Below are 26,125 nucleotides of genomic sequence, written 5' to 3' on the forward strand. Positions count from 1 at the left end.
TTTATATTGCTAAATGATAATTAAAAACCTCTATACCAAATACATATTTAGAAAACTTCCCTAATCGAAAAGGCAGATATTTAGTCACATTTCCAACTGTAGTATCATACTGCATATCATATTTCAATTCCAGTACAGTAATGTCTTTTTGCTTAACCATTTCCAAAAACCCTCTGTTTTTAGAACTGAAATTATAAAACGCCATCGTATGATCAATGGTAAATCTATAATGTTTATTAAATGATTTATAATACTTTCTCTTGTAAGTATTCAAAAGAGTTGGTGTTAAATACAAGAGCTCATCCACTACCCATGCCGGAATATCCGATGAACTAAATAACTTTTGAATTTCTTGTTTTGTTATATTTCGATGAAAATTAAATGAATTTAATTTGAAAGACAATTTCCTGCCAACAGCTCCAGTCTTCAATTTAAATTCTAAGATAGGAGATTCTACTTTGGTAAAAGTATCACCATACCATCTAATTCGCACTTTCACTCGTTTACTTTTGCCAAAATGATTATCGTAATAATTACGAAGATTTTCAGTATCGAAGTAGACATTATTAATTTGACGCTCGTAATAAGCAGGTCGAAAGGCGCCAGGATTCATCTTTACAATTTTCTCTACATAAGGCACACCACCTCTCTCAATGACGAACTTACGCTCGAATCGACTGGTTTTTAACTCCGTATATTCTTTACTTAAGGCCATTAATAAGCTTTACTATCTAAGAAAGATATATTCAATTCTGGGTATTTAGTTCTTACTTCAGTGCGGAAAGCTTCTAATTTTTCAGATTTTTTAATATCAGCAACAAAGGAAATTTCTAAAGTATCTTGATTTTCATCGTAGCGCTTGAGCTGAAACTTATTAAAATGGCTTTTCATAATGGACTGAACTTCTTTAAGTTTCACATCTGAATTACCTTCAGTATTTAAGGTAACGAAAAGATTTTGTGACTCATCGCGTCCATTTAAGAAGAAACGAGACCATAAGATCACCATTAAAACACCAAAAGCTGTAGCTACAATATATACTTGATTGGCACCAAGTCCTAATCCCATGGCAATGGCAAAGAATAGATAAGCTAATTCTTCTGGTTCCTTAATAGCAGCTCTAAATCGAACAATAGAAAGCGCACCTACCAAACCTAATGATAAGGCTAGTGAAGATTTTACGATAGTAATAATCAACATGGTTGTAAAAGCCAAAAGCATAAAATTCGCGCCAAAGTCTTTTCTATTTGACAGAGTCTTAGCTACCTTTTGGTAGGTTAAAGACAATAACCAACTCATAATGATGATAAGAACTGAGCTCACTAAAAAATCATTGACTGATAAGTTCACATTTTCTGTGATCAAAAACTTCTCAAAGAGATTCCACTTATTTTCCATAAAATAGGGTTTACATAATTTTTGCAAAAATATGATTATAATTTAAGCTATGAAATGTTTTCAAAATATATATTAATTTCAAACGAAACCTTTATAACTGTTTTTATGTCTATTTATTATTAACTTTACAGTTTATTATTTTATTGGGTACTTGACCACATTTTTACAATTTATGCATTATGAAAACACCACTTATCAGATTATTTCTTTTGATTTTCATTTTTTCTCAATCATTTTTTGAGTTGCTCAAAATAAAGGACAAGATGATTTTGAAGCTCCAACCAATCTTTATGTTACCCCAACTGGGTTCATAAGTTGGGACACTGTAAATGAATCTCAAAATGATTTTATGTTTTATCGAATCTGGATGGATGAAATATTTATTGATGATTACATTTGGGGAAACTGATATTACCTTGAAGAAAATAGTGTTTGGTTTCCTTTATTTATTCCAAACCAAATATATACAATAAAAATAGCAGCAATATATAGTTTAGGTTCGTCTGATGCCGTGTATTTTGATTTTATTTACCTCCCTTCTGGGTCCTTCCAAGGAGTCGAGAATGTTCAAATTGAAGACTTTGGTAATGATTTTTTATTCACTTGGAATCCCATTTCATCAAAAGAAGATGATTACGAATGTATTGGAACCAATATCTATAAAAACGATGAACTTTTGATGTTCGTTCCTTAACCTGACACCTCTTTTTTATATGAAAATGTTGACCCAGGATACTTTACTTATTGTTTGAGGAGAGTTTATACCGAAGATGGTGGCGAGCACTCTTGGGATTCCGATTCTGAAGAAAACTGTCTAGATGCTGGCTATAGTGAATCTCCTAACCCACCAAAAGAGTTAATTGCTTTCAGGACTGGTTCTAATCAAAGCACTGCAGTTTTAAACTGGACTCCTCCATCCATTTATGACAATAAGGAACTCTTACACTATAATATATACCGAGAAGGGGAATTAATAAATTCAGAACCTTATTTTGATACTATATATTACGATGATAATATAGGCCCAGAGGATATTTGCTATGAAATTACCGCCGTGTATAGTCAAGCGGGCGAATCTGAACCTTCAAATGTGGCTTGTGCTATGATGGTTTGGGGTACCAATGAACTAGAGATTAATACTTCTATATATCCCAACCCCGCTGCAAGTATATTAAAAATAGAAGCTGAGCACCAAATAAAGAATATAAAAATACTAAATGAGTTGGGACAGAACTTGATGATAAGTGGTGATATTATAAAACAATACTACCAACTTGATATTAGCGGCTTTGAAAATGGATTATATTTTTTAGCCATTGAATTTGAAAAAGGAGTCATCACAAAGAAACTGATCATTCAAAAATAATTCCTAAATTAGATCTCCACAAAAAATTTAATACAATGAGATACTATTTAGAAAACGAACACCTTCACATAGGTGTGAATGCCATTGGCGCTGAACTTTGTCACCTACAATCAAAAAAAAGCAATATTGAATATATCTGGCAGGCTGATCCTGATATTTGGGGGAATCACGCTCCGATCCTATTCCCTATAGTTGGAGGATTAAAAGAAGATAAATACATTTTCGAAGGACAAGAATACCATCTTCCTCGTCATGGCTTTATCAGAAGAAACGATCAATTGAAATTAGTTGAATACAACAAGACTGATTTAAAGCTCCAACTCTCGTCCAGCCCAATTACACTAAATTACTATCCTTTTGAATTCGACTTCCAAATTAGTTTTAGACTCCTCGATAAAACACTGAAAATCACTCATAAAATCATCAATAAAGATGACAAAACCATGTACTTCTCCTTAGGTGGACATCCGGCTTTTAATTGCCCACTAAAAGAAAATGAAAAATATGACGATTATTTTTTAGAATTTGAGCATAAGGAATATCTAAACACTTGGAATTTAGATAAAAATGGAATGATAAAAGAGGAGGGTGATTTAGTCATGAACCAGACTAATAAACTAAATCTACATCTAGATTTATTTAATAATGACGCAATAATTTTTAAGAATTTAAAGAGTAGACAAGTGAGTTTGAGTCACAAAAACCGTGGCCCGCAGCTAACGGTAAAATTTAAGGATTTTCCATCACTTGGAATATGGGCAAAGCCAAAAGCTCCATTTATTTGTATTGAATCCTGGCTGGGATATGCCGATTCTTCCGATACCAATCAAATATTTGCTGAAAAAGAAGCCATACTTAGTTTAGAAGCAGGGAAAGCATATACAGCTTCCTACTCCATTAAAATAGAAGACTAAACTATTTTACTAATTTTGTGTTCTAAAAATAACTTAAATGCGAAAGCTTCTATTTATTCTATTTGGATTCCCTCTTCTTGCTTTGGCTCAGCCTGGGAATTATTGGACAAATAGTTTTAATACAGAAGCTTCTTTGCTTTCTGGCGCAGTGGTTGGCGGCAATGCAGAAATTACTGCCATATTTTATAATCCAGCTGGGATTGCTGATATTGAAGAATCGCGAATAGATTTAAATGCTAGCCTTTTTAATTTAGAATATAAAAAATACACCAACCCCTTGGGTGAAGGTACCGAAATGGAGAATTGGGTTTTTAAGGTGTTTCCTCGTTTTGCTTCTTATCTTTTTCAATCAAAAAGAGTTAAACATACCAGTTTTCAAATTGCTGTTTTTAATAAAAATAGCACACAAACCTCCATCTATAATAGGGTACGACTCAGCAATACCAACATCTCCAATCAAATGTTTAAAGAGGAATACACTGGTCTTTTTGATTTGAATAGCAAATTTGATGATTATTGGGGAAGTTTTGGTTGGTCAACTAGGCTTAACGAAAAGTGGTCTATCGGATGTAGCATTAACGTAAGTGTTCAAAGCTTAAATTATTTTCGTTCTGCCACAGCAAACATCACTCCCGTTGATAACAATCCTATTACAGATTCTATTCCAAGGGTTTCTAGCAATTGGCAGTCATATGAAAAACTAAAAGCATATAATTGGCGACTGATTGGGAAATTAGGCATATTATATAAAGCCAAAAATTGGAGTTCAGGACTAAGCCTCACCTTGCCCTCAATAAGATTATTTGGTGATGCAGATGTCAATAAAACAGTCAGTCAAAGCAATATATTTCATGATGGGCAATTTATAGATGATTTTTATCATAATGAGTATCCTCAATATGTATATTTTAAAATGCAAGATCCTTTATCTCTTTCTGTTGGCCTTAGATTTTCTCCCACAAAAAGCAGGAGCGAATACTATTTTACCATGGAATATTTCATGGCAATTAAAGAATATCAATCTATAGATCCAAGCAGAAAAACTTCCGATAAAAGCACATTAGGAAGCGATTTCTCGGCTTATAATTTCGGTAACAGGCAAATCATCAACTTTGCTGTTGGATACAAACTTTTCCTTAAGGAAAATTTGGGATTTCTTGCAGGGTTCAGAACCGACTTCAACCCATATATACAAGGTTATAATCCGAAGTTTTGGGAATCGAATGGATTTGAGAATTTAAATGTGGATTTATTTCACCTCACTGGAGGTGTGAACTTCAAATACCATAAAGCAGCCTTCGTTGTCGGACTTCAACATTCATATGGCTTCAAACAAAACCAAACCGAGTTTATCAATTTCTCGGAACCTGTTGCTTATAACCAAGACACCAAATTAGCCCTGCAAGGCAGCAGAAAAAACAATATGAAATACAGCTATTCCTCTTTGGGTTTTTACTTTAGCTTCTCTGTTTCCTTCTAAGCTTTTTCTCTAGGATAGTCTATACTAAAATGGAGTCCTATACTTTCCTTTCGCATCTGAGCCATTTTAATAACTAGATATCCTACATTTATTAGATTTCTTAGTTCACAAATCTCAATGGAAAGGCTTGACCTATCAAATAAAGATTCTGTCTCACGATATATAATTTCTAATCGATCAAGAGCCCTCTTTAATCTCACATTACTTCTTACAATACCCACATAATTACTCATCATTGATTGTAGCTCTTTGGTACTCTGAGTAATCAATACCATTTCTTCATTATCTATCACTCCTTCATCGTTCCAATCTGGAATACCTTCGCAAAACGAAACTTGATCGATGAGAGATTTGCTATCAACAGCAGCACGATGACTAAAGACTACAGACTCCAAAAGTGAGTTCGATGCCAGGCGATTAGCACCATGCAATCCGGTAGCCGCACATTCTCCAGAAGCATATAGGTTTTTAATGGAAGATTTTCCATTTTTGTCTACTTTTATACCTCCGCAACTATAGTGAGCCGAAGGAACCACGGGAATCTGATCTCGAGAAATATCCATTCCCAAATCTAAACATTTAGCATATACTTTAGGAAAACTATTCATTAAAGATTCCTTAGAAAGGTGCGTACAATCGAGAAACACATGTTCTTCACCGCTATGTTTTAATTCATTATCGATGGCACGAGCCACAATATCTCGAGGAGCAAGAGAGCCGCGTTTATCATAGTCTTCCATAAAAGCCCTTCCCTCACTATCCTTTAAAATCCCACCAAAACCTCTTAAGGCTTCGGTGATTAGAAAAGCTGGTTTCTCTCCTGGATTAAATAAAGACGTAGGATGAAACTGAACAAACTCCATGGATTCCACGTCTCCTTTGGCTCTATACACCATGGCAATTCCATCTCCTGTTGCTATTTCTGGGTTGGTGGTGCTGGCATATAAATTTCCAAGACCTCCAGTGGCTACCATAGTGATTTTAGCAAGAACAGTATGTATTTTATCTTTTTGAGGATTATAAACATAAGCTCCATAACATTCCACATCGGTGGTTTGTTTATCCCTTTTTAAATCAACATGAATATCTTTTCTCTTTCTTCTTACACGAATACCCAGATGATGTTGAGTGATAATATCAATTGTGAAATGGTTCTCCCAAATTTCAATATTGGGATGATTTTGAGCTTTTTCTAATAAAGCCCTTTCTATTTCTAAACCAGTGCTGTCTTTATGATGCAACACTCTGTGTTCGCTGTGTCCTCCTTCTCTGCCCAACTCGTACTCTCCTAGTGAATTTTTATCGAACTGGGTTCCCCAATCTATCAACTCCTTAATTCTAGCTGTTGATTCAGTGATGGTCATCCTCACTACATCTGGATCACTCAGGTAATCACCAGCATTCATAGTATCTTCGATATGTTTTTCATAAGAATCAGGATTATACATAACCGCAGCTATACCTCCTTGGGCATACTTGGTAGCCGTCTCATCTGATTTGCTTTTGGTCACAATAAGCACACTTCCTTTTTCAGCTACTTTTAAAGCATAAGACAATCCGGCTATTCCTGAGCCTATCACTAAAAAATCTATTTCTTTACGCATAAAAACAATATTTAAGACACCAATGATTAGTCTATATATAATATTCTCATTACATCACTCCATCATCGCAGAAGATAGGCAATAGATGTAAGAATGGCTAAATTAGTGAAATGACAAAAACCAAAATCATTCCTCCCTAGTTTTTTTCAGATTTAAGTGAATCACGATCTGTAGAAATTCCTACTTTTGCATAAATCTATTTCATGAATTTTCAAAAGCCTCTTATTATTGATCTTAAACTAGCCTTGGAGAAAGCAGCAAAATACTGTGCCTACCAAGAACGATGTCATTGGGAAGTGGAAAGGAAATTAAAAGAATGGAATATTGATGAAGACATTCAAGACGAAGTGATTTCAGAACTTATTCAACAGAACTTCCTTAATGAAGAAAGATATGCCAAAGCATTTGTGCAAGGCAAAGTAAATATCAAGAAATGGGGACGATATAAGATAAAAATGGAACTACAATCACGTCAAATTTCCACATATTCTATAAATAAAGCACTACTAGAAATTGATGAGGAGAAATATATACTAAATTTGCAGGAATTATTACAAAAAAAGTCCCAGACTGTTATAGCTCAAAATGATTTTGAAAAGAAAATGAAACTTCTAAAATTCTTATCATCAAAAGGCTATGAAACAGAAATCATTAACGAACAGATAGAAAATCATGGTATTACAGGATGATATAAAAGCATTAAAAGCTCGAATAGATGCTTTGAGGAGGTATCTTTGACATTGATAGAAAGACAATCGAAGTCATAGAAACGGAAGAAAGAACACAGGCACCCGATTTCTGGGACAATGCCAAAGAAGCAGAGAAAATACTGAAAGAATTACGAAGCCTAAAGAAATGGGTCACAGATTTTGAGGAGGTCATAGAATCACATGGCGACCTAGAAGTCATGCTCGAGTTTCTACAAGCTGGAGAATCCATAGAAGAGGAGTTGGACGAGCAGTATCAAAGTTGCTTAAAGTTGATTGAGGATTTAGAGTTCCTCAACATGCTCAGCTCGGAAGAAGACAAGATGGGAGCCATCTTGAAAATTAATCCGGGTGCTGGCGGAACAGAAAGCCAAGACTGGGCCGAGATGCTCATGCGAATGTATATCCGTTGGGGAGAGGATAATGGCTTTAAGGTAAAAACCGTTGATTATCAAGAAGCCGATGTTGCAGGAATTAAAACAGTAAGCTTGGAGTTTGAAGGCGATTTTGCCTATGGATATTTAAAAGGAGAAAATGGCGTACATCGCCTAGTTAGAATCTCTCCATTCGACTCTGCTGGTAAGAGACACACTTCCTTTGCCTCGGTATATTCCTATCCTATTATTGACGATGCCATAGAGATCGCTATTAATCCAGCACATATTTCTTGGGATACTTTCCGTTCTAGCGGTCCTGGTGGCCAGAATGTAAACAAAGTAGAAACAGCAGTACGTTTAAAACACTCAGAAAGTGGATTGATTATAGAATGTCAAGAAACCCGCTCGCAAGGCCAAAACCGAGAGAAAGCCATGCAGATGCTCAAATCACAGCTCTATGAGATTGAGTTGAGAAAAAAGCAAGAAGCCTTAGATGCCATAGAAAATACGAAAAAGAAAATAGAATGGGGATCACAGATTCGTAATTATGTAATGCATCCTTATAAGTTAGTAAAAGACTTAAGAACCAGCTATGAAACTTCCAATGTCCAATCGGTAATGGATGGTAATTTAAACGGATTTATCAAAGCCTATTTAATGGAATATGGTTCTTCACATACTGAACAAAAGGGAATTTAATGGTAATAACAGCCTAATAATGATTAAAGGTTTCTCGTTACACTTTGAAATTAATGTGCTTTGGCAACTGAATAGGAAGAAGATATTTGCTTTAGACAAAGCTAAAAACAAAACATCGGTTAAATCAACTACTTTAAGGTCATTTTAATCACTTCAATTCTGTTTTCAGTCGCTTTCACTATTTTAAAACAGTAGTCCTTAATAGTTATTTCTTCGCCTGGATGGGGGATACTTCCACTATTGATGATAATATAGCCAGCTAGAGTTTCATAGTCTTCGCCTTCTGGAATTCTCAAGTGATATTTTTCATTGATATGATCTATTTCAATTCGTGCAGAAAACAGGTATTCTTTCTCACTGATTTTACGCTCTATTTGCATTTCTTTATCATGTTCATCTTGAATTTCGCCAAAAATCTCCTCCATAATATCTTCCATGGAAACGATACCACTGGTTCCTCCAAACTCATCAACAACTACAGCTATCGATTTATTCTTTTTAATGAATAAAGAAAGAGCCAAATGTGCCATCATAGTCTCAGGTATAAAATCAATTGGCCTCAGAATCTTCCCAAGATCCTCAGGCTTTCTAAACAAATCGAAGCTATGTACGTACCCTATAATATTATCAATATTATCACGATATACCATTATTTTAGAGTGACCGCTAGCCACAAAAAGATTTTTTACTATCAGTAAATCCTCAGTCACTTCCACCGCTTGAACCTCTGTTCGGGGGATCATGCATTCTCTAATTTTTACGGTACGGAAATCAATAGCATTTTTAAAAATCTCTTTCTCTTGCTCTCCAATACTCAAACTTTCTTCAGCCTCATTTATATCCTGCACCAACTCATTGAGCTCGATAGACGAAAATTGCTCTTCTTCTTCTCTTAACTTTAAACCAAATCCAAATCGTAGAATTGCAGAGGCCATCCAATACACAAACACCACAATAGGCGTTAATAGATAATACAGAACAAAAATAGGGATAGTGAAGAATCTCAAAATCCTATTAGGATTAACACTGAATAAAACTTTAGGAATAAACTCAGCCATAATTAAAATAACTATCGTAGAAATAATAGTTTGAGCCAAAAGAATCATAAAATCATTACTCCCAAGTGGCCCAAGCATTTCAACCAATGGTTGCTGTAAAATCTTTGCTGCAGCAAATCCATAAAAAACCAAGGATACATTATTACCCAAAAGCAAAGTGGCAATGAGTTTGTTTGGATGCTTATATATGGCATATAACCAAGGCTTGGAACTTCCTTTCTTCTCAATCTCCATTCTTAAGCGAGAAGAACTTACAAAAGCTATTTCTAATCCACTAAACAAAGCAGAAAAAAGCAAACTCCACAGTATGATATAATAGTCATTCATCATTTTATGGTATCTTCTTCAACAATATCAATAGTAGCGCGAACCTGAAACAATTCAAAATGGTCTAAATTCTCACTGGCTCTCATACTATCACCGTGCATGATCCTTCCATTTTCTTTAATGGTAACAAAAGCATCGTTCCACACCTTCTGCTTAGCTTGGTCCCAATAAAGCACTTCTGTGAGAAGTTCTTTACCTTTTTTATGATCGTAGATAATGACATTCTTACGAACTTCCATCATCTTTTTCTTTTCATAACTAATGGCATAGTCCGATTCTATTTCCGAGGTCAGAGCATCAATGGAATCGTAGAAAAACACATGTATTCCATCAGGGAATAACATATAGGGATCATCCCCATAATATTTTAATAATTGTGGGCTTTTCAGAACTACCTTTAAATGGCCTGAATCAGAAAAATGCACCACTATATTTTTGGCCGATTCAGCTGGCAAAGTATCCTGACTGGTAAGATTTTGGATGGTAGCCATCTCATTCTCACAAGAAAAAAGCATAGCCAGTATAAAAATACTGGCCATGCTTTTCGCGATAAAACGATATGTTTTTAGTATATTCAATTACATTTATTTAGCTGCTCTCACAGTTGTATTTTCGTTAATCCAGCATTCAACTTTATAAGGAGCACCTTCTACCAAGTCGTGGAAGAAGATTTTATCCACCTGAGGGAAGTATTTTGACCAAGTAGCTATTCTTTTGTTAGCAAGCTCTGCTAATTCTGGATCCGCTTTTTTAGCTTGATAATACTTATCTACAGCAGCCCAATAAGCTGTTTTCTTAGTTAAATCATTATCTCCACATTGGTCAGCTGAAGCAGCATACATATCACCAATTAAAACATAAGACATACCGTCTTTAGGGTTTAATTTTAAAGCTTTAAGGGCATAAGTTCTAGCTTTAGGGTATTGATTTAACTTATAATAGATTTTCCCTAAATCACTTAAGATGTCCGCTTGTTCTCTTGGGTCTTCAATCATTCCAACAGCTTCTTCCATCAATACAGCAGCATCAGTATAGTTCTCTTTAGCAATTAGCATTTTACCCATGAGCATAGCTGCATTTGGTGTTGGCTCTAGAGTGTATAGTTTTTCAGTAGCTGTAAAAAACAATGGAGAATCAGTACACTTTTTCTTTTTCAAGATTTTAGTTACTTTTTTCAAAAGGTCAATATCTTCTGGTGTTTCTTCCATTTTCTTTGCATAAATTCCAACTAAGGCATCACAAGTAGCATAAGGCTCAAAAGTCTTTTCTACATTACCTCTTGCATTTTCCCATCGTGCTAATAATTTAGGGTCATCTGCACTGGCATCAATATTTTCATCAATCAAAGTACTTAATTCATCGTAAGTATCTACAACAAGTGTCTCTTCAGCTTTTCCCATTTTAACCATCTTGATGGTAGCACGGAAATAATAAACCAAATTTGATACAGAAGAATTCCCTTGCTCCAAAGCAACAGATTCTTTTAAATAATTATATGCTTTCTCCGCATTTTCAGGAGATTTCTGCATCAACTCAACACCTAATCTTCCATAAAGGTCACCTTTTTGGCTTTGTCCTTTTCTTGTTGGGAAGTTTTCTAAGCGTTGTAAATATATCATCTCAATAGAATCCACATAGGCTTGCTTTTGCTCTTCCGGTGCTTTATTGAACCTAAATTCCATCATTTTAACACCATCCAAATACATATTCTGAGAAGCCATAGGACAGCCATTATATACTTTTCTCCAAGGTTTGATGGCATCATTAATAGCTTCACTTTTATAACCAGTAGACTTCCATTGCTTAAAATATTCTCTGTATAAAGAAAGATTAACAATACAGGTTGCACTATCTTCACCGTATTTACCATCCCCAAATAATTCACTATTATTGGTATTCAGGTTTTCCTCAAAATTATAGCTGTTAGAACTGGCAAAACTTGAAAGGCCAATTAAAACTGCTATTGCCGTGTATAGGATCTTTGCATTCATGATACTCTATTTTTTATAAATATTTACTTTTTCTAAACCAGGTTTCTTTTATCGAAACTCCTAACATTACTCTAAAGAATCTTTCTTGGATGAGTCCTTTTTCTACCGTCCCATTTTGTCCCAATTCGAAACCTAAGTTAACAAAGGTTTGACTCTTTCGCAAAGGTAAGCCAAATCCGACAGATAAAGCATACTCTTTCATTTCACTATCAGCAAACTTCATGCCGAGATGCTCATATCTAAATCCCATTCGGTAGTGAACCATCTTCCAATAAGCAGATAGGTTGTTGCTTTCAGGGATAAATTCCGCTCCAATATTGGCTCTTAATTTATTGCTTAAATCAAGTTGACTATCCAAATATTTGAAATCTTTCCAATTCTCAAAACGAAAATCAGCAGCTACTGTCAATTTATCCTTCTTTACCCAACTAACTCCAAAACCTAAGGAATAAGGTAGCCTTACGCTATTTTTTTCCTTCTCCCAAACACGGATAGTATCCACAGTTCCATTATTATAGGTATCATCACCCAAATAGGTAACTGCTGCATAATCTGTTTCTGCATTTAATTTAGATTCGTTTCCGTAAGTCAATCCAAATCCTAAAGTATTATTGGCATTCAAAGGCAAATGATATTGCATACCCAATTCAAAGAATAATCCATTTAAATGAACAGATTCTTTTACTAATGAATTAAAGATATAAGCCGAATCAGGGAAATTCACTGTTCTTGAATGCTCTAATTTACCAAAATAATAAGAAGAGTTGATACCAAATGCCAATCTCTTGTTAACGGAAAAAGCATTAGACCAAGAAATAGCGTCCATTCCGCCATCGCCATCATACAAATACTCTGCACGCCCCACATTATCAATATCATCAAAGTCGTTTACCTCATATCCCACACTAGAATATGGAAGCAGAAGAACTCCAGTTTTCCACCATCGTGTTACAGGAAATGCAAATGCCAGATGATTGATGTTTGCAGAGGAGAATGAACTTTCCAAATCGTTGGTACGATAGGTAGAATTATTCATGGACACGCCCACACTTCCAACAAATGAAAGACTATCAATACCTGACAATCCAGCTGGATTCATCATATTGATATACATGGGGCTTCTCAGTGCAATATCCACACCTCCCATGCTAAGCGCTCTAATGTTTCCCTTAGCATAGCTATCACCTAATCCAATAAAAGAATAAGGAGAAGTTACAGTCCCTTGAGAATAGCCAAATGAAGCCATTCCCAGCAAGATGGTCAACACAAATAGTAGTTTTTTTCTATAGATCATTATAGTCCAGTATATAATTTAAGCCTTCGAGCACTAAATTTTCGCTTGCAAAGATGTCATATTTTAGGCTTTTTTCAAAATAAATAGCATCTCCACCTGTTAAAATAATTTTTAAATCTGAGAATTGATTCTCATATGCTTGTATCATGGTACTTAGCTCAGCTATGGCACCATTCACAATTCCACTTTGAAGACAAGATTCTGTATCATCTCCAACTAATTTTACTTGTAATCTAGGTTCAACTAATGGCAATTGATCCGTAAAATGATTTAATGCCTTAGCTCTAAGATGAATTCCCAATGAAATAGCTCCTCCAAGATAATTAGCATCTTTTGTTAGGATTTCATATGTTATGCTACTTCCTGCGTCAATAATTAACACATTCCGATTGGGAAAACATTTAAAAGCGCCAATAGCCGCAGCAATCCTATCTTTACCAAGAGTTACAGGAGTTTTATATGCATTATTAATGGGTATCTTAGTTTCATGATCGAATAACAGAAATTGGAAATTTTGCTTTAAATAATGTAGAAGATGCAAATCGATATGAACTACCGTGCTCAAAATAGCGCTATTCATTTGCGGATACTTCTGTCTAAATAGCTCTATAATTGTGACAATATCTGAGCTGGTAGATTGTAATTCCACCAAGCTATCGCCATGAAAAACAGCTGCTTTCCTTAATGTATTGCCGAAGTCTAATACCAGTTTATAATCCATGAATGTTAATTAAAGGCCAAAACTACTTGATTTTATGTCAACCTAAAGATAATGACTGCTATTCTTAACAATTATTAACCCCATCACAAATCTATCTATAAAATGTTCAACAATCATCGACACCCTCCCCAAAGAACCATTTCTCCTATAGTTAATGATTTAATGCTTGAATGATTTAATGATACAATAGTTTGCTCCCTCATTCTATCATTTCGCCAGCTCTCCAAATCTCCCTTTCAGCAATTCACCAGCTCCACCTTGTATTTTCCCTTACCATTTTTTACAAATCTTTACTATCCTTTACAAATCCTTACTATCCTTTACAAATCCTTACTATCTCTTACTATTTTCTCACCCCTCCATCTCCCCTTTTAACTTTTTACTTTTAAGTCAAAATAATCTGACCATTTCTTTATCTTTGCAAAAATTTTGAAAAAATGGAACTTACAGCTCTTAATGCCATATCTCCTATTGATGGAAGATATAGAAGTAAAACAGAAAAATTAGGGGAGTATTTCTCTGAGGAAGGTTTGATTAAATATCGCGTTCAAGTAGAGGTGGAATACTTCATTAGCCTATGCGAAATCCCTCTTCCTCAATTGAAAGATTTTAATTCTAATCTTTTTAAGGATTTACGCCTTATTTATGAAGCATTTAAAAGTAGTGATGCCTTAAGAATTAAGGATATTGAATCCATAACGAATCACGATGTAAAAGCTGTGGAGTATTTCTTAAAAGAAAAATTCGATGCCTTAAACCTGAGCCAATATAAAGAGTTTATCCATTTTGGACTCACCAGTCAAGATATTAATAATACCGCTACTCCTTTAAGCTTAAAACTTGGATTTGAAGCCGTGATTATGCCTGCTTTAAATGAACTTAGAGAACTATTAATGAGTAGAGCAAATGATTGGAAAAACATTCCCATGTTGGCTCGTACACATGGACAAGCAGCTTCTCCAACTAGCTTAGGAAAAGAGATTTATGTTTTTGTGGAGCGTTTAGATAATCAATTTAAAATGCTTGAACAAATCCCTTATGCTGCCAAGTTTGGTGGTGCTACAGGTAATTTCAATGCACATCATGTGGCTTATCCTCAGATTAATTGGGTAGAATTTGGAAATAAATTTGTTGCTGAAAAGCTAGGGCTTTCTCGTCTACAAAATACCACTCAAATTGAGCATTACGACTATATGGCTGCCTTTTTCGATAATTTGAAAAGAATCAATAATATCATGATGGATTTGGACCGTGATATCTGGACTTATGTCAGCATGGATTATTTTAAGCAAAAGATTAAAAAAGGAGAAGTTGGTTCTTCAGCTATGCCGCATAAAGTAAATCCTATTGACTTCGAAAACTCTGAAGGAAATATAGGACTAGCTAATGCCATTATGGAGCACTTGGCAGCAAAACTGCCCGTTTCTCGTTTACAAAGAGACTTAACAGATTCTACAGTAACCCGTAATCTTGGAGTACCTCTAGGACATATGATTATTGCCATTCTATCTTTACAAAAAGGATTAGGTAAATTGATTCTTAATGAAGCCAAATTAGCTGCTGATTTAGAAAACAACTGGCCTGTAGTTGCTGAGGCTATCCAGACTATTCTGCGTAGAGAAAACTATCCAAATCCTTATGAGGCGTTAAAAGATCTAACCCGTACCAACGAAAAGATAAACGCAGAAAGCATAGCTGTTTTTGTTGAGAATCTTGAAGTTTCGGATGCTGTAAAGGAGGAATTGAAAAGAATTACACCTTCTAATTATACCGGAATCATCAATTTCTAATAAAAAATATAACTGTCTGAATTTCTAGATAGCGTAGACTCAGTTTTTTTTTGTTTGCCCCTACTCTAAAGGAATCAAAAAAAAACGATATTACCTACGATGTTCAGACAGCCATCATAATATCATACACCTCAAACAAAAGTGAAAGTCAGCGGTTTTACCTTCATCAGAAATGCAGTACTCTACGATTATCCTATTGTAGAAAGCATCCAAAGTATTTTACCACTTTGCGATGAAGTAGTGGTTGCCGTTGGAAAATCGGAGGATGCCACTTTAAAACTTATTCAGGATATTCCATCGGGTAAGATCAGAATTATTGAAACCGAGTGGGATTTGAGTTTACGAGAAGGTGGTAGAGTTCTGGCAGAGGAAACCAATAAGGCATTAGCCCATGTGAGCAAAGACAGCGATTGGTGCTTCTATATTCAAGGTGATGAAGTGGTTCATGAGAAATATCATAAGACCATAAAATCTGCTATGAATAAATATAAAGAGGATGGTGAAGTTGAAGGATTGCTCTTCAAGTACCTACACTTTTATGGTTCCTATGATTTTGTTGGAGACAGCCGAAAATGGTATAGACGAGAAATACGAGTGATTAAAAATAATCCCAATTTCCAGTCTTATAAAGATGCACAAGGCTTCAGAAATAATGGACAAAAGCTCCAGGTAAAAGAAATAGATGCCTATATATATCATTATGGCTGGGTGAAGCCTCCCGAGATGCAATCTGCCAAAATAAAGAACTTCCTCAGTCTTTGGCATTCGGATGATTATGTGGCCAAAAACCAACCTCAAGGACAATTTGATTATAGCCAAATAGATAGCTTAAAACTCTTCGATGGAACGCAGCCTGAGGTGATGAAGAATAGAATAGAGAAATTAAACTGGAGCTTTGATTTCGATCCTACGAAAAAGAATTTCGGATTAAAAAACTGGTTTCTTTATCACCTGGAGAACTTAACTGGGATTCGTATTGGGGAGTATAAGAATTATCGGAAGGTTTAGAAAGTTGAATGCTTGAATAAGTTAATGAAAAAATGATAGAATAAGTGCTTTTTCCTACACTTTACAATTCCTTACTACTCTTTACAATTCCATACCCTTCCTTACAACCCTTTACTTTTCCTTACAATTCTTCAAAATAATACAGCCAGTACAGATCATAAGATCCATACCAGCTGGTATACCTATATTCATTAAGAACTTTAAGGTTCAGATTATTCTTTGTCTCTTCTTTATTTTACTTCTTGGGAAGTAAAAACCTTCTTACCTGCATAGGCCCCGCTTAAAGCCACCAAAATAGTTAGACCAGAAGCAATAGGAGCTCCACCGCCGGGAGGAGCATCACCATTGGTTCCATGACCACCAGGCATTCCTGGAGGATCGGCTTGAACAGGACTTGTGATTAAAAATGCGGCAACCATAATAAGACCAATGGCTAATGTTTTAAATATATTTTTCATTTTTCAAATTTTATTCGTTTTCATCCACTTTAAAAGCATATTTCTATTTGCGCTACTAAGTGGTCTTATTATTTCTTATAAACCTTGTTAGTATATACGACATCTTCACTCTGGATAGTCACCAAGTAAATACCTGTACTTCCGTTTACAGATATGCGTTTCATACTCTCCTTACTCATTTGAGCTTGCCCCACCAACTGTCCATTAGTATTATAGATAAAGATGTCCGCATCTAAATCTTGAGCATGATTGATATAAACTACATCCTCCACAGCATAAACCTGAGGTGCATTTTCTTCACTTAATTCCTCAACAGCGGTTACGCCATTAAAATGTAATAGGAAACGATTGGCATTGTCTTCTGTGGTGGCTTGGAAGGTATATGAAGGATTCTCACGAACATTAGTCATGATTCCTGTCTCCAAATCTTCTAAATTAATTCTTACCGTATTAAAGAAAGAATCCATTCCTGAGAAATCTAATGTTAGTTCTTCGTTTTCTTGAAGATATAAACCAAGAGGAACTGTAATCGTTTCTTCGGAATGGTTTAAACAATTTATTGAATACTGTATACCGTCTATTTCAGAATAGATTTGTGGGATGGTTGCCCAACCGAAGAGTTTGTATGCATCAGCATGGAAATCAAATTCCTCAGTGGCATCATCTCTAAACTGGAAGTATGTTTTATTAGATGAGTTATCACCAACTAAATCTACAACTAAAACCTCTTCAAAAGCATTTGATGACTTCTCGTACTGATTTGTGGTATGTACCTGATCATCTGTCGCAATACCTATCGAGGAAGCTGCACTTACTTGTACAAAGAATCCTTGATGTGGAGGAATATGACCATTAGGAAAATCACTAACAGCTGCTCCATTTGATGACTTATAAGTACCATCGGCAGGATTTACAATATAAAATGCACCTCCAATATTTCCTGCAGAATTATCCAAAGCTGTCCAATCTAGTCCTGAACAATATGGATTTCCTATTAAGTTCCAACCATCTCCTTCTCCAGCAGTATAGGTTAATGGTATTCCATTAACACCTACAATATATGAGCTAGAATTTAAACTACCTATAAACTCAAAAACACCACCTGTATTATCAGCAAATAAATAGCCTAAACCATTTTGAAATTCAGTTTGACCAAATGTTCCACCCTCATAATTAAGCCATTTCTCATCTGCTACAGTAGTTTCTCCCCATCTGTACAAATCAAACGTTCCACTTACAAAATCAGACCCCGAAATGGTCATATTATGAACTGGAGATGATAGAAAATGCCAACCATCACTGTTACCAGTATAGGGAGTTATATATCTTTCAACTGTAGTACTAGTGAAAGATAATTTCTCTTGCCCAGTTAATGATGCATCACCTGATGCGTCAGATTTAAGAGTTATTGTATTACATTCACCATTGACATCTACAGTTAAAGCTCCAGTTGTTTGAACAATAACATCATCATGCTGCCCTGGCACTCCATGGCCCCATGTAGAGCTACTACTCCAGTTGCCACTTCCAGAGACAATGCAATCTGCAACCCATTTATAATCGTCTGTGTTTTTTAAGCCGATATGAGTTCCAAAGTAAGCCTGAAGATCACCTTTAAGTATTATCAGTACTCCTTCATTAAGAAGAACATTGGATAAACCTAAGATTTCTCGAAGACCGTTGTCTGGAAGTTGGACGTATACCATGTTCAAATGATTTGTCTCATCCACATCATCCGCAATAGCAATATTTGTGCTACTGGAAAAAGGAGCCTCGATATTCACATTTGTTTCTGAAACAATATTTCCTACAATATAGCCTTTTACCCATTTATCACTAGTTCCAGAATTACTTAAAGCAATTGCCTCGGCACAAGAGTAAGGATTACTCATACTTCCATCACCAGAATTTGTGATATCAAAAGTACTACTTTCTAAAGATGAAATTTCACCTCCATCAGTATCAGCAGCAGTAATAGTTCTTCCTATAGCTTCAGTAGAAAATTTAAGATTACTAAAAGTTGCTACCCCGTTACTTGCATCTAAACTTGTTATTGCTGAACCAGAAAATGTTCCAGTAGTGGTCATAGTTACAGTGGAGCCTCCTCCATTTTCATCTGCATCCACATTTCCATTTTCATCTGTAAAAGCAACCTCAACAGCTGGGTTCATAGCAACATCAATACTTACATCGCTTGGCTGTTGGTTATAAGTAAACTGAGTAGCGTCAACGTCGATAGTAAAATCGTTAGAGTTAAAATCACCACCGCTAAAAGTAGCCATAAAACCGGTTCCACTAGCATCAGAAGTAAACCCATGATTATCTGCATCCACCATAAATGAGAGAATTTCGCCATCGGATAATCCAGATGCATTCAAATAAATAGAAAGGGTTAACTCTTCAAAATCTCCATCTGCAATATCAAGATTACCTGAAGAAATTGTAAAATCTATATATGTATCTGTTATATCTACTGTTGCAGTAACATCAGAGCTACCATCATTTAATACAGCTCCCTGAATATGATCAGTCCAATCTGCTGTGTTAGTAGTATGTGGTTTAATTCTTACTTTTGATATATGGGTTGGTAATCCGTCGGTATCTCCACCATCACCAATATACATATTGAAGACACTTACTCTTTCAGCATACGTATCATCTAATGAACTAATACTATTAGCCCCAGGTTGAGATCCTGTGGTATATGCTTCTGCGTCGGTATCATTTCCTCCACCAAAAGCCGTTCCTTTTAAAATAATATTATCCACCCCAAAAGCTTCATAATTCGCATTGGCGTCACAAACAATTTTTATATTCATCGAAGTCCCTGTACCAGAGAAATTATTCGTCGCAATTGTTGTCAGGGCATATGTAAGGGTTGTCCCATTTACTGTATTAATTCCACTAGATGCATTTCCAGTCAGCGAAATAGGTTCATTAGTACCATCTCCTCCAGCAGCAAAGCTAAACAATGTATTCCATGTTCCTCCATCAATTTGATATTCTACAAACAAATCATCTGCCTCATCCCAATCACTAGGTACTGCACCAAAGTCTGCATAAAGCTCAAAATTATCATACCCAGAGATACTGATAGATGAAAATAATAATTCCCCAGGGCTTCCACTGTTAATAGTATTAGGGTTTGAACCAACAAACAACCAGCTATTTGTAACATTTGTATAAGGCCCCACTGATCCCTCATAAATATCACCATTCGATGGTTCTGCCCTATGAAAATATTGATCTCCAGGATCACTACTTGGTGTTTGCGAAGGAGTATGAGAATAACCAGTTAAATCCGTCTCAAAATCTTGAGAGTATAACACATCCTGCCCAAAACCAGCAAAAGCAAACCCAACAAACAACAATAAAAAATAAATCTTTTTCATAAATAAGTATTTTAAGTATATACGTTAATTGAAAATCCGGCTGCGTAAACAGCGGTTAATTTTGGTGAGTTCTTCCAGAAATTTCTCTCTAATTAATATAGAGCAAACATAAACAAATAGGTTTTTTGGATAGGTATTCCAATGTAATGTTTATGTTAAGAATCGAGCTTGATTAGCTAATGTGCGAATATAGAAGATATTATGAAAATTTCAAAATCAATTTATCAAGAATGTGTTGAAATCTTTTGAGGAGGGTAGCAAAGTAGTGACGAGCTGGCGATAAGCAAACTGGTATGTTTGGAGATTAGGGTTTCTGTAGAATATGTTTAAAGTTTAAAGTTCAATGTTTAAAGTTCAATGATGAGTATATGTATAGAAATTAGGTCTCAAATCGAAGGGGTGAGGAGGAGACTGGGAGACTGGGAGACTGGGTGGATTGGGGAGGAGGGGTTTCGGTAGAATATATTCCATGTTCCAAGTTTAAAGTTTAAGGTTGAGTATAAGTATAGGAATTTGGTTTTAAATCGATGGGGAGAGCTGGAGAGGCGGGGGAATGAGTGAATAAAGAAAATAGGAAGTTCCTTTATGAACTTGTGGCTTAGCGTGATGTTTTTTGAGAAAGTAAAGAACAGTAAGAAAAATTACCAAAACTTAGAAAAAGCATTTATTCTATCATTCCTGTATTTTACCATTCTATCATTACAATCCTTTGTGCCTTAGTGTCTTTGTGACCACACCCCTACTTACGCAACTCAAAGTTCTTACCTAGATAAACCCGTCTCACATGCTCATCTGAAGCCAATTCCTCGGCTGTTCCACTTTTTAAAACAGAACCCTCAAATAGTAAATAGGCCCTATCGGTAATCTTCAAGGTCTCATGTACATTATGATCAGTAATCAGTATGCCAATATTCTTTTCTTTCAACTTACTAACGATGGCTTGGATATCTTCTACAGCAATAGGATCTACTCCTGCGAATGGCTCATCTAAAAGAATAAATTTAGGATCTGCGGCTAAACATCTGGCTATTTCTGTTCTTCTTCTCTCTCCTCCCGACAATTGAATACCATGGCTTTTTCTGATATGCTGTAATCCGAATTCATCGAGTAGAGAATTGAGTTTTTCTTCTCTTTCATTAGCATTGAGCTTGGTAAACTCCAATACTGCACTGATATTATCCTCTACACTCATGGTACGGAATACGCTGGCTTCTTGGGCTAAATATCCTATTCCCAGCTGTGCCCGTTTATACATAGGCTCCTTGGTAATCTCTTGATCATCTAAATAAACAGCTCCATCATTGGGTTTAATCAATCCTACCATCATATAAAAGCTAGTGGTTTTCCCTGCTCCATTTGGACCCAAAAGCCCAACTATCTCACCTTGTTGCACATTCACTGTCACCCCTTTTACCACGGTGCGCTTGCCATATTTCTTGATGATGTTATCAGTTCTTAATATCATGGTACAAATTTATAAATTAAATGATAGCCTGTTAGGGGAATAATAATTTCGATGGGTGGATTTATGATTTTTTATACTAACACAGAATGCGGACAACTGATTTGACTGATTTACACTGATCTATTCTTAGAAGTCCACGGATTTTCACTGATTTATTTCTCTAGCTCGCCAGTTCACTATCTCTCCAGCTCTCCAATTCATTCATTCATTCATTCACACTCCAACTATCTAGCTCCTATATATTGTATTTTCACGCAAAGAAAATGCAAAGGAAAATCGCGAAGATCGCAAAGAAAATGGAACGCAGATAAAACGGATTTAATGGATTTGCACGGATTGATTTACCTTGAATACTTGACGCTGCGGTATGGACTAGCTTTAAAGCTTGAACTTTCTCCAGCTCTCCAACTCTCCAGCTCTCCAGTGACGCTATCCCATAAATGGCTATCATCCCTTACATTAGACCAAGTTTAGTTTTCATTTACTCAATCTACGACAGAATAATAGACAGGCTCAACCCTCTTAGGTTTTGGAGCCCTATTATTTAATTTAAACCACTAACTTTTAACTATTAGTGTTCACTGTTAACTGTTAGTTTTTAGTCGTTAGTTGTTAACTAAAAACTAAACTCAAGGGCAAAGAAAATACCAAATTTCTGTGCATTAGGATGATCGAAATGATTCATTCTCCAGATAAAATCCACACGGGCTATTTTGAAGATGTTTTCAATACCAACACCCATTTCGTAATATGGTCTGGTTAGTGAATAAGAATAGGATGGGAAGACTGAGAATTCCGCATTAGCCTCACTAATATTTCCTATGATTCCTTTGGCATGGATTACCTCGCGCCATTTTAGCTTACGGAGTAAGGGAATATGGTTAAAGAACAAACCATCGAAGTGATGGGTATAGAAAATGCTTACATATTCATCATTGATAAACTCATAATAGTTCATCAGGTTATAGGCATATTGGTCGCTGATTAGAGTTTGGTTACCTGGGGCTACTTCTAAAAGCGGATAAGGAACGGTTCCCCATAACTTACCTCCCTCTATCACATATTTACTCCAGCCAATACTCCCCACATTAAACCATTGTTTGGTTTGGAATATCATTCTAAAATATTCTTGATTGGAAGCAAAAAGACCGGGGATTCCATAAGTGGCATTGAGCTCAAAAATAGGATACTTAGTTCCTAAGCTAACCCGTTCAAACTCCCCCATCAAAAAACGTTCTTGATAGGCAAACCTCACTTTAACACTAATCTCCGAGGTTTTAATAGCAGCCACCTCAGCATACCCATCACCATCTTTAATCTCAAAAGTAGCCCCGCCTACCGGATACATTTTTCGCTGATTAAAAGTCAATTTAGTATTGAAACCATTAAACCACTCATGGTCATAAAATAATTTATAACCCTCCACTAAAGATTGCTTATCATTGGGGCTTCTTCGGAAAATGGAAGTCAGGAAATTATCTTCTGAAAAAGAAGTACTCCGTTGACCCAATTGCTCTAAATCGTATTTAAAATCAGCACCAACTTTACGATAAGGATTCTTCTTGATCATATACAAAAAGCCTCCTCCACCTTTTATTTGTTCATCTCTAAATCCATAAGCGGCATAACCATGGAGCATTAAGCGCGTTGAGAAATCGTTACTCGTTCTTCCTCCCAACCTCATGCGAAATCCTTCTATGGTATTATAGCTAATGGTTTTATAGGTGGGCCCAAACTCAAATTTTTCCCATTTCAGATAGCCACTGGTGAGCATATACATCACATCCACATAGGTGCGAAAAAGTGGGATACTCTTTACAGAATCTACCATCTCATAAATCCCTTGCTGATTTCTAGTGAGCGGAACATCACGATTCTGACTCCAATAGCTTTCATCTTTTTGATCCACCCGATCTGTCAACAACACATGAACAGGACTAGAGAAAATACTATCTGCTGGCTGTTGGTTGAATTTAAAATCGGAATAATAACTGGTTCGGCTGGTATAGAAACCAGGCACCTTCATGGTATTCTCAATGATGTTTAAATCCAATACAATCTTATCTTTGGAAAGCACCCATTTATCTTCTACCAAATCATATTCCAAACTCATGGCAATATCATTAATATAATTGATATTGGCATCTACAGCAGCTTTCATGTCTACTCGTGCAACAGCAAAAGTAGTATCATGAATCCAAAGTTCTCCAACAAAAGTCAACTCCTGTTTTCGCTTGGGTTTAAACATTAAATGGAAACAAGATTTCGAGCCCATCATGGTGGTATCTAATATGATATAATCATAGGTAGACCTTCCATTATTTGAAATGGGGCTGATAAAGTTTTTATCGAAAATGGAGATATAATTATCGTAGACATTTACTTCTTGGTATAAGCCTCCCATAAACTGACTGAGACTTTCATTTTCGAAACCAGACATCTGAGAACCCAAAATCACTTCACGAGTAGAACTAGGACTGGCACGACGATAAACTCGGCTTACTGTTTCCGTTAAAAACAAAGGCAAGTAAGCTTTTCCATTTACAGTAGAAGTATCTATATAATTAAAGACCACTTGAAATTTTTTGAGGAGTCTGTTTTTTTGAAACCTGTCGTTCACATTATTGGCATCCACTTGAACTTTATTATAAAGTCTGTATTCGAGAAACTCATACTCTTTAGGATTATTCTCTTCTTTATGATTAATGATTTTATTAAAAAGGATAACCATGGGGTCAGATTCCGCAAATATCTCCACTTCATTAAGACTAAACTCTGAGGGTTCTAAGAAGTATTCAAGCTTCTGAAAAGAGCCTTTTTTTATTCTTTTATAATCATTATGAAATCCCAAAGAAGAAGCCACCAAAGTATCGGAAGGAATATCTACTTCTAGGGAGAACTCTCCATCAAAACCAGCAGACACACCAATAGTGGTATTTTTAAAATACACATTGGCAAAAGGGATGGGCTCTTTACTGTGAGCATCCTTAACCACTCCCATTATTTTTGTTAATTGAGCCAAAGAAAACAGAGGAATCAATAACAATAGAAGTAGCAATAAAAGATATGGTTTTTTAAATGACATGGATGTTAAAGAATCCCTTCTTTTAAAATATCATGAAGATGGATAACACCTACATATTCGCCATTTTTGGTCACCAAAACCTGAGTGATATTATTCATACGCATCATATTTAAGGCATCTACCAATAAAGTATCATGAGCAATGGTCTTAGGAGCGACATTCATAATTTCTGCCGCAATTAACTTTGAATAATCCACCTGAACCTGCAACATTCTACGTAAATCACCATCGGTAATCATTCCTTTGATTTCCCCATCATCAATTACAGCAGTAGCTCCAAGCCTCTTTGTGGTCATTTCTACTATCACGTCCGAAATAGAAGTACCAGAATTCACCATAGGTTTCTCATTATTATTAAAGATATCCTCAGCTTTAAGGTATAATTTCTTTCCAAGCGCTCCTCCGGGATGTACTTTTGCAAAGTCTTCGGTGGAAAACCCTCTCATTTCGAGTAAGGCCACAGCTAGGGCATCTCCCATAACGAGTTGTGCAGTAGTAGAAGTAGTGGGTGCCAAATTATTAGGACAAGCCTCTTTTTCTACAGTAACGTCTAAAACGAAATTAGCTTTTTGAGCCAAATAAGAATCTGTATTTCCAGTGATGGCAATGATGGTATTTCCACGGAATTTAATCAGCGGTAATAAGACTTTAATCTCTGGAGTATCTCCACTTTTACTGATGGCCAATACCACATCATCTTTTAAGATAATCCCCAAATCGCCGTGAATAGCGTCCGCTGCATGCATAAAAATGGCAGGTGTTCCTGTAGAATTCAAGGTAGAAACAATCTTCTGCGCAATATTGGCACTCTTACCAATTCCAGTCACTATCACTCTTCCCTTTGAAAGAAATACGGCTTCTACAGCTTTCGCAAAATCTTCGGTAAGTTGATTCGACAAGTTTTGTATACCTTGTGCTTCTTGCTCAAATACTTTCTGAGCAATTTTTTTGATATCCTGATTTGCTTTCATAATTATGCATGATTTGAATA

Annotated in this window: 21 protein-coding genes; 8 read left to right on the forward strand and 13 right to left on the reverse strand. The window is 35.8% G+C overall.

Annotated features, from left to right (window positions below; translation table 11 throughout):
- Nucleotide 1: 1 nt before the first annotated feature.
- On the reverse strand, nt 2-715 hold the full coding sequence (locus HNS40_RS03085; RefSeq protein ID WP_172277494.1) for a VTC domain-containing protein: 714 nt from the start codon (nt 713-715) through the stop codon (nt 2-4).
- Nucleotides 715-1,398, reverse strand: a complete 684-nt coding sequence (locus HNS40_RS03090) for a DUF4956 domain-containing protein (RefSeq protein ID WP_172277497.1) — start codon at nt 1,396-1,398, stop codon at nt 715-717. Before HNS40_RS03090 ends, HNS40_RS03085 begins: the two co-directional genes overlap by 1 nt.
- A 511-nt stretch (nt 1,399-1,909) precedes the next feature.
- Between HNS40_RS03090 and HNS40_RS03095 the strand changes: the two genes are divergently transcribed.
- Genes HNS40_RS03095 through HNS40_RS03110 form a run of 4 tightly spaced genes read left to right on the forward strand, consistent with a single transcriptional unit; the run spans nt 1,910 to nt 5,158 of the window.
- Nucleotides 1,910-2,092, forward strand: a complete 183-nt coding sequence (locus tag HNS40_RS03095) for a hypothetical protein (RefSeq protein ID WP_172277500.1) — start codon at nt 1,910-1,912, stop codon at nt 2,090-2,092.
- 54 nt (nt 2,093-2,146) lie between these two features.
- Nucleotides 2,147-2,764: a T9SS type A sorting domain-containing protein gene (locus HNS40_RS03100; RefSeq protein ID WP_172277503.1), complete on the forward strand. Its 618-nt coding sequence runs from the start codon at nt 2,147-2,149 to the stop codon at nt 2,762-2,764.
- Between the two features lie 35 nt (nt 2,765-2,799).
- Nucleotides 2,800-3,678: an aldose 1-epimerase family protein gene (locus tag HNS40_RS03105; protein WP_172277506.1), complete on the forward strand. Its 879-nt coding sequence runs from the start codon at nt 2,800-2,802 to the stop codon at nt 3,676-3,678.
- Nucleotides 3,679-3,715: 37 nt separating this feature from the next.
- Nucleotides 3,716-5,158 carry a hypothetical protein gene (locus tag HNS40_RS03110; RefSeq protein ID WP_172277509.1) on the forward strand — a complete coding sequence of 481 codons (1,443 nt, stop codon included), beginning with the start codon at nt 3,716-3,718 and terminating at the stop codon, nt 5,156-5,158.
- Here HNS40_RS03110 and nadB read toward each other — a convergent pair.
- Nucleotides 5,155-6,762, reverse strand: a complete 1,608-nt coding sequence (gene nadB / locus HNS40_RS03115; RefSeq protein WP_172277512.1) for an L-aspartate oxidase — start codon at nt 6,760-6,762, stop codon at nt 5,155-5,157. The two genes, HNS40_RS03110 and nadB, sit on opposite strands and share 4 nt — an antisense overlap.
- Nucleotides 6,763-6,965: 203 nt before the next feature.
- Between nadB and HNS40_RS03120 the strand changes: the two genes are divergently transcribed.
- Together HNS40_RS03120 and prfB are read left to right on the forward strand one after the other, a co-directional pair.
- Nucleotides 6,966-7,451 (forward strand): regulatory protein RecX, encoded by a 486-nt coding sequence (locus tag HNS40_RS03120; protein ID WP_216663716.1) that lies wholly within the window; start codon nt 6,966-6,968, stop codon nt 7,449-7,451.
- Nucleotides 7,435-8,545, forward strand: a protein-coding gene (gene prfB / locus HNS40_RS03125; RefSeq protein WP_172277516.1) for a peptide chain release factor 2 whose coding sequence is annotated in 2 segments (ribosomal slippage) — nt 7,435-7,497 and nt 7,499-8,545 — 1,110 coding nt in all. Because the reading frame shifts where the segments join, the coding sequence is not laid out codon by codon here. Before HNS40_RS03120 ends, prfB begins: the two co-directional genes overlap by 17 nt.
- Before the next feature lie 128 nt (nt 8,546-8,673).
- On the opposite strand, the gene HNS40_RS03130 is transcribed toward prfB, so the two are convergent.
- The 5 genes from HNS40_RS03130 to HNS40_RS03150 are packed head-to-tail and all read right to left on the reverse strand — an operon-like array spanning nt 8,674 to nt 13,936.
- Nucleotides 8,674-9,930, reverse strand: coding sequence for a hemolysin family protein (locus tag HNS40_RS03130; RefSeq protein ID WP_172277520.1), 1,257 nt, complete (start codon nt 9,928-9,930; stop codon nt 8,674-8,676).
- Nucleotides 9,930-10,508 (reverse strand): LPS export ABC transporter periplasmic protein LptC, encoded by a 579-nt coding sequence (gene lptC, locus HNS40_RS03135; protein ID WP_172277523.1) that lies wholly within the window; start codon nt 10,506-10,508, stop codon nt 9,930-9,932. Before lptC ends, HNS40_RS03130 begins: the two co-directional genes overlap by 1 nt.
- A gap of 6 nt (nt 10,509-10,514) precedes the next feature.
- Entirely contained in the window at nt 10,515-11,921 is a 1,407-nt protein-coding gene (locus tag HNS40_RS03140) for a M48 family metallopeptidase (protein WP_172277526.1), read from the reverse strand.
- A 13-nt stretch (nt 11,922-11,934) separates the two neighbouring features.
- Nucleotides 11,935-13,215, reverse strand: coding sequence for a hypothetical protein (locus tag HNS40_RS03145; RefSeq protein ID WP_172277529.1), 1,281 nt, complete (start codon nt 13,213-13,215; stop codon nt 11,935-11,937).
- Nucleotides 13,205-13,936 (reverse strand): type III pantothenate kinase, encoded by a 732-nt coding sequence (locus tag HNS40_RS03150; RefSeq protein WP_172277532.1) that lies wholly within the window; start codon nt 13,934-13,936, stop codon nt 13,205-13,207. Before HNS40_RS03150 ends, HNS40_RS03145 begins: the two co-directional genes overlap by 11 nt.
- Nucleotides 13,937-14,373: 437 nt before the next feature.
- Here HNS40_RS03150 and purB point away from each other — a divergent pair, with 437 nt between their 5' ends.
- Complete coding sequence (gene purB, locus HNS40_RS03155) at nt 14,374-15,726, forward strand: adenylosuccinate lyase (RefSeq protein ID WP_172277535.1); 1,353 nt, start codon at nt 14,374-14,376, stop codon at nt 15,724-15,726.
- A 141-nt stretch (nt 15,727-15,867) separates the two neighbouring features.
- Nucleotides 15,868-16,734 carry a glycosyltransferase family 2 protein gene (locus HNS40_RS03160; protein ID WP_172277538.1) on the forward strand — a complete coding sequence of 289 codons (867 nt, stop codon included), beginning with the start codon at nt 15,868-15,870 and terminating at the stop codon, nt 16,732-16,734.
- 230 nt (nt 16,735-16,964) lie between these two features.
- Here HNS40_RS03160 and HNS40_RS03165 read toward each other — a convergent pair whose 3' ends face one another.
- From HNS40_RS03165 to HNS40_RS03185, 5 genes are all read right to left on the reverse strand, one after another.
- The gene (locus HNS40_RS03165) at nt 16,965-17,192 is read right to left on the reverse strand and encodes a hypothetical protein (RefSeq protein ID WP_172277541.1); all 228 of its coding nucleotides are present in this window, start codon (nt 17,190-17,192) and stop codon (nt 16,965-16,967) included.
- A gap of 68 nt (nt 17,193-17,260) precedes the next feature.
- On the reverse strand, nt 17,261-20,584 hold the full coding sequence (locus HNS40_RS03170) for a DUF6359 domain-containing protein (protein WP_172277544.1): 3,324 nt from the start codon (nt 20,582-20,584) through the stop codon (nt 17,261-17,263).
- A 739-nt stretch (nt 20,585-21,323) separates the two neighbouring features.
- The gene (gene lptB, locus HNS40_RS03175) at nt 21,324-22,049 is read right to left on the reverse strand and encodes an LPS export ABC transporter ATP-binding protein (RefSeq protein ID WP_172277548.1); all 726 of its coding nucleotides are present in this window, start codon (nt 22,047-22,049) and stop codon (nt 21,324-21,326) included.
- A 616-nt stretch (nt 22,050-22,665) separates the two neighbouring features.
- Complete coding sequence (locus HNS40_RS03180; protein WP_172277552.1) at nt 22,666-25,134, reverse strand: DUF5686 and carboxypeptidase-like regulatory domain-containing protein; 2,469 nt, start codon at nt 25,132-25,134, stop codon at nt 22,666-22,668.
- 5 nt (nt 25,135-25,139) lie between these two features.
- The gene (locus HNS40_RS03185; RefSeq protein WP_172277555.1) at nt 25,140-26,105 is read right to left on the reverse strand and encodes an SIS domain-containing protein; all 966 of its coding nucleotides are present in this window, start codon (nt 26,103-26,105) and stop codon (nt 25,140-25,142) included.
- Nucleotides 26,106-26,125: the final 20 nt, after the last annotated feature.

The sequence above is a fragment of the Lentimicrobium sp. S6 genome, from assembly GCF_013166635.1.
GTDB lineage: Bacteria > Bacteroidota > Bacteroidia > Bacteroidales > UBA12170 > UBA12170.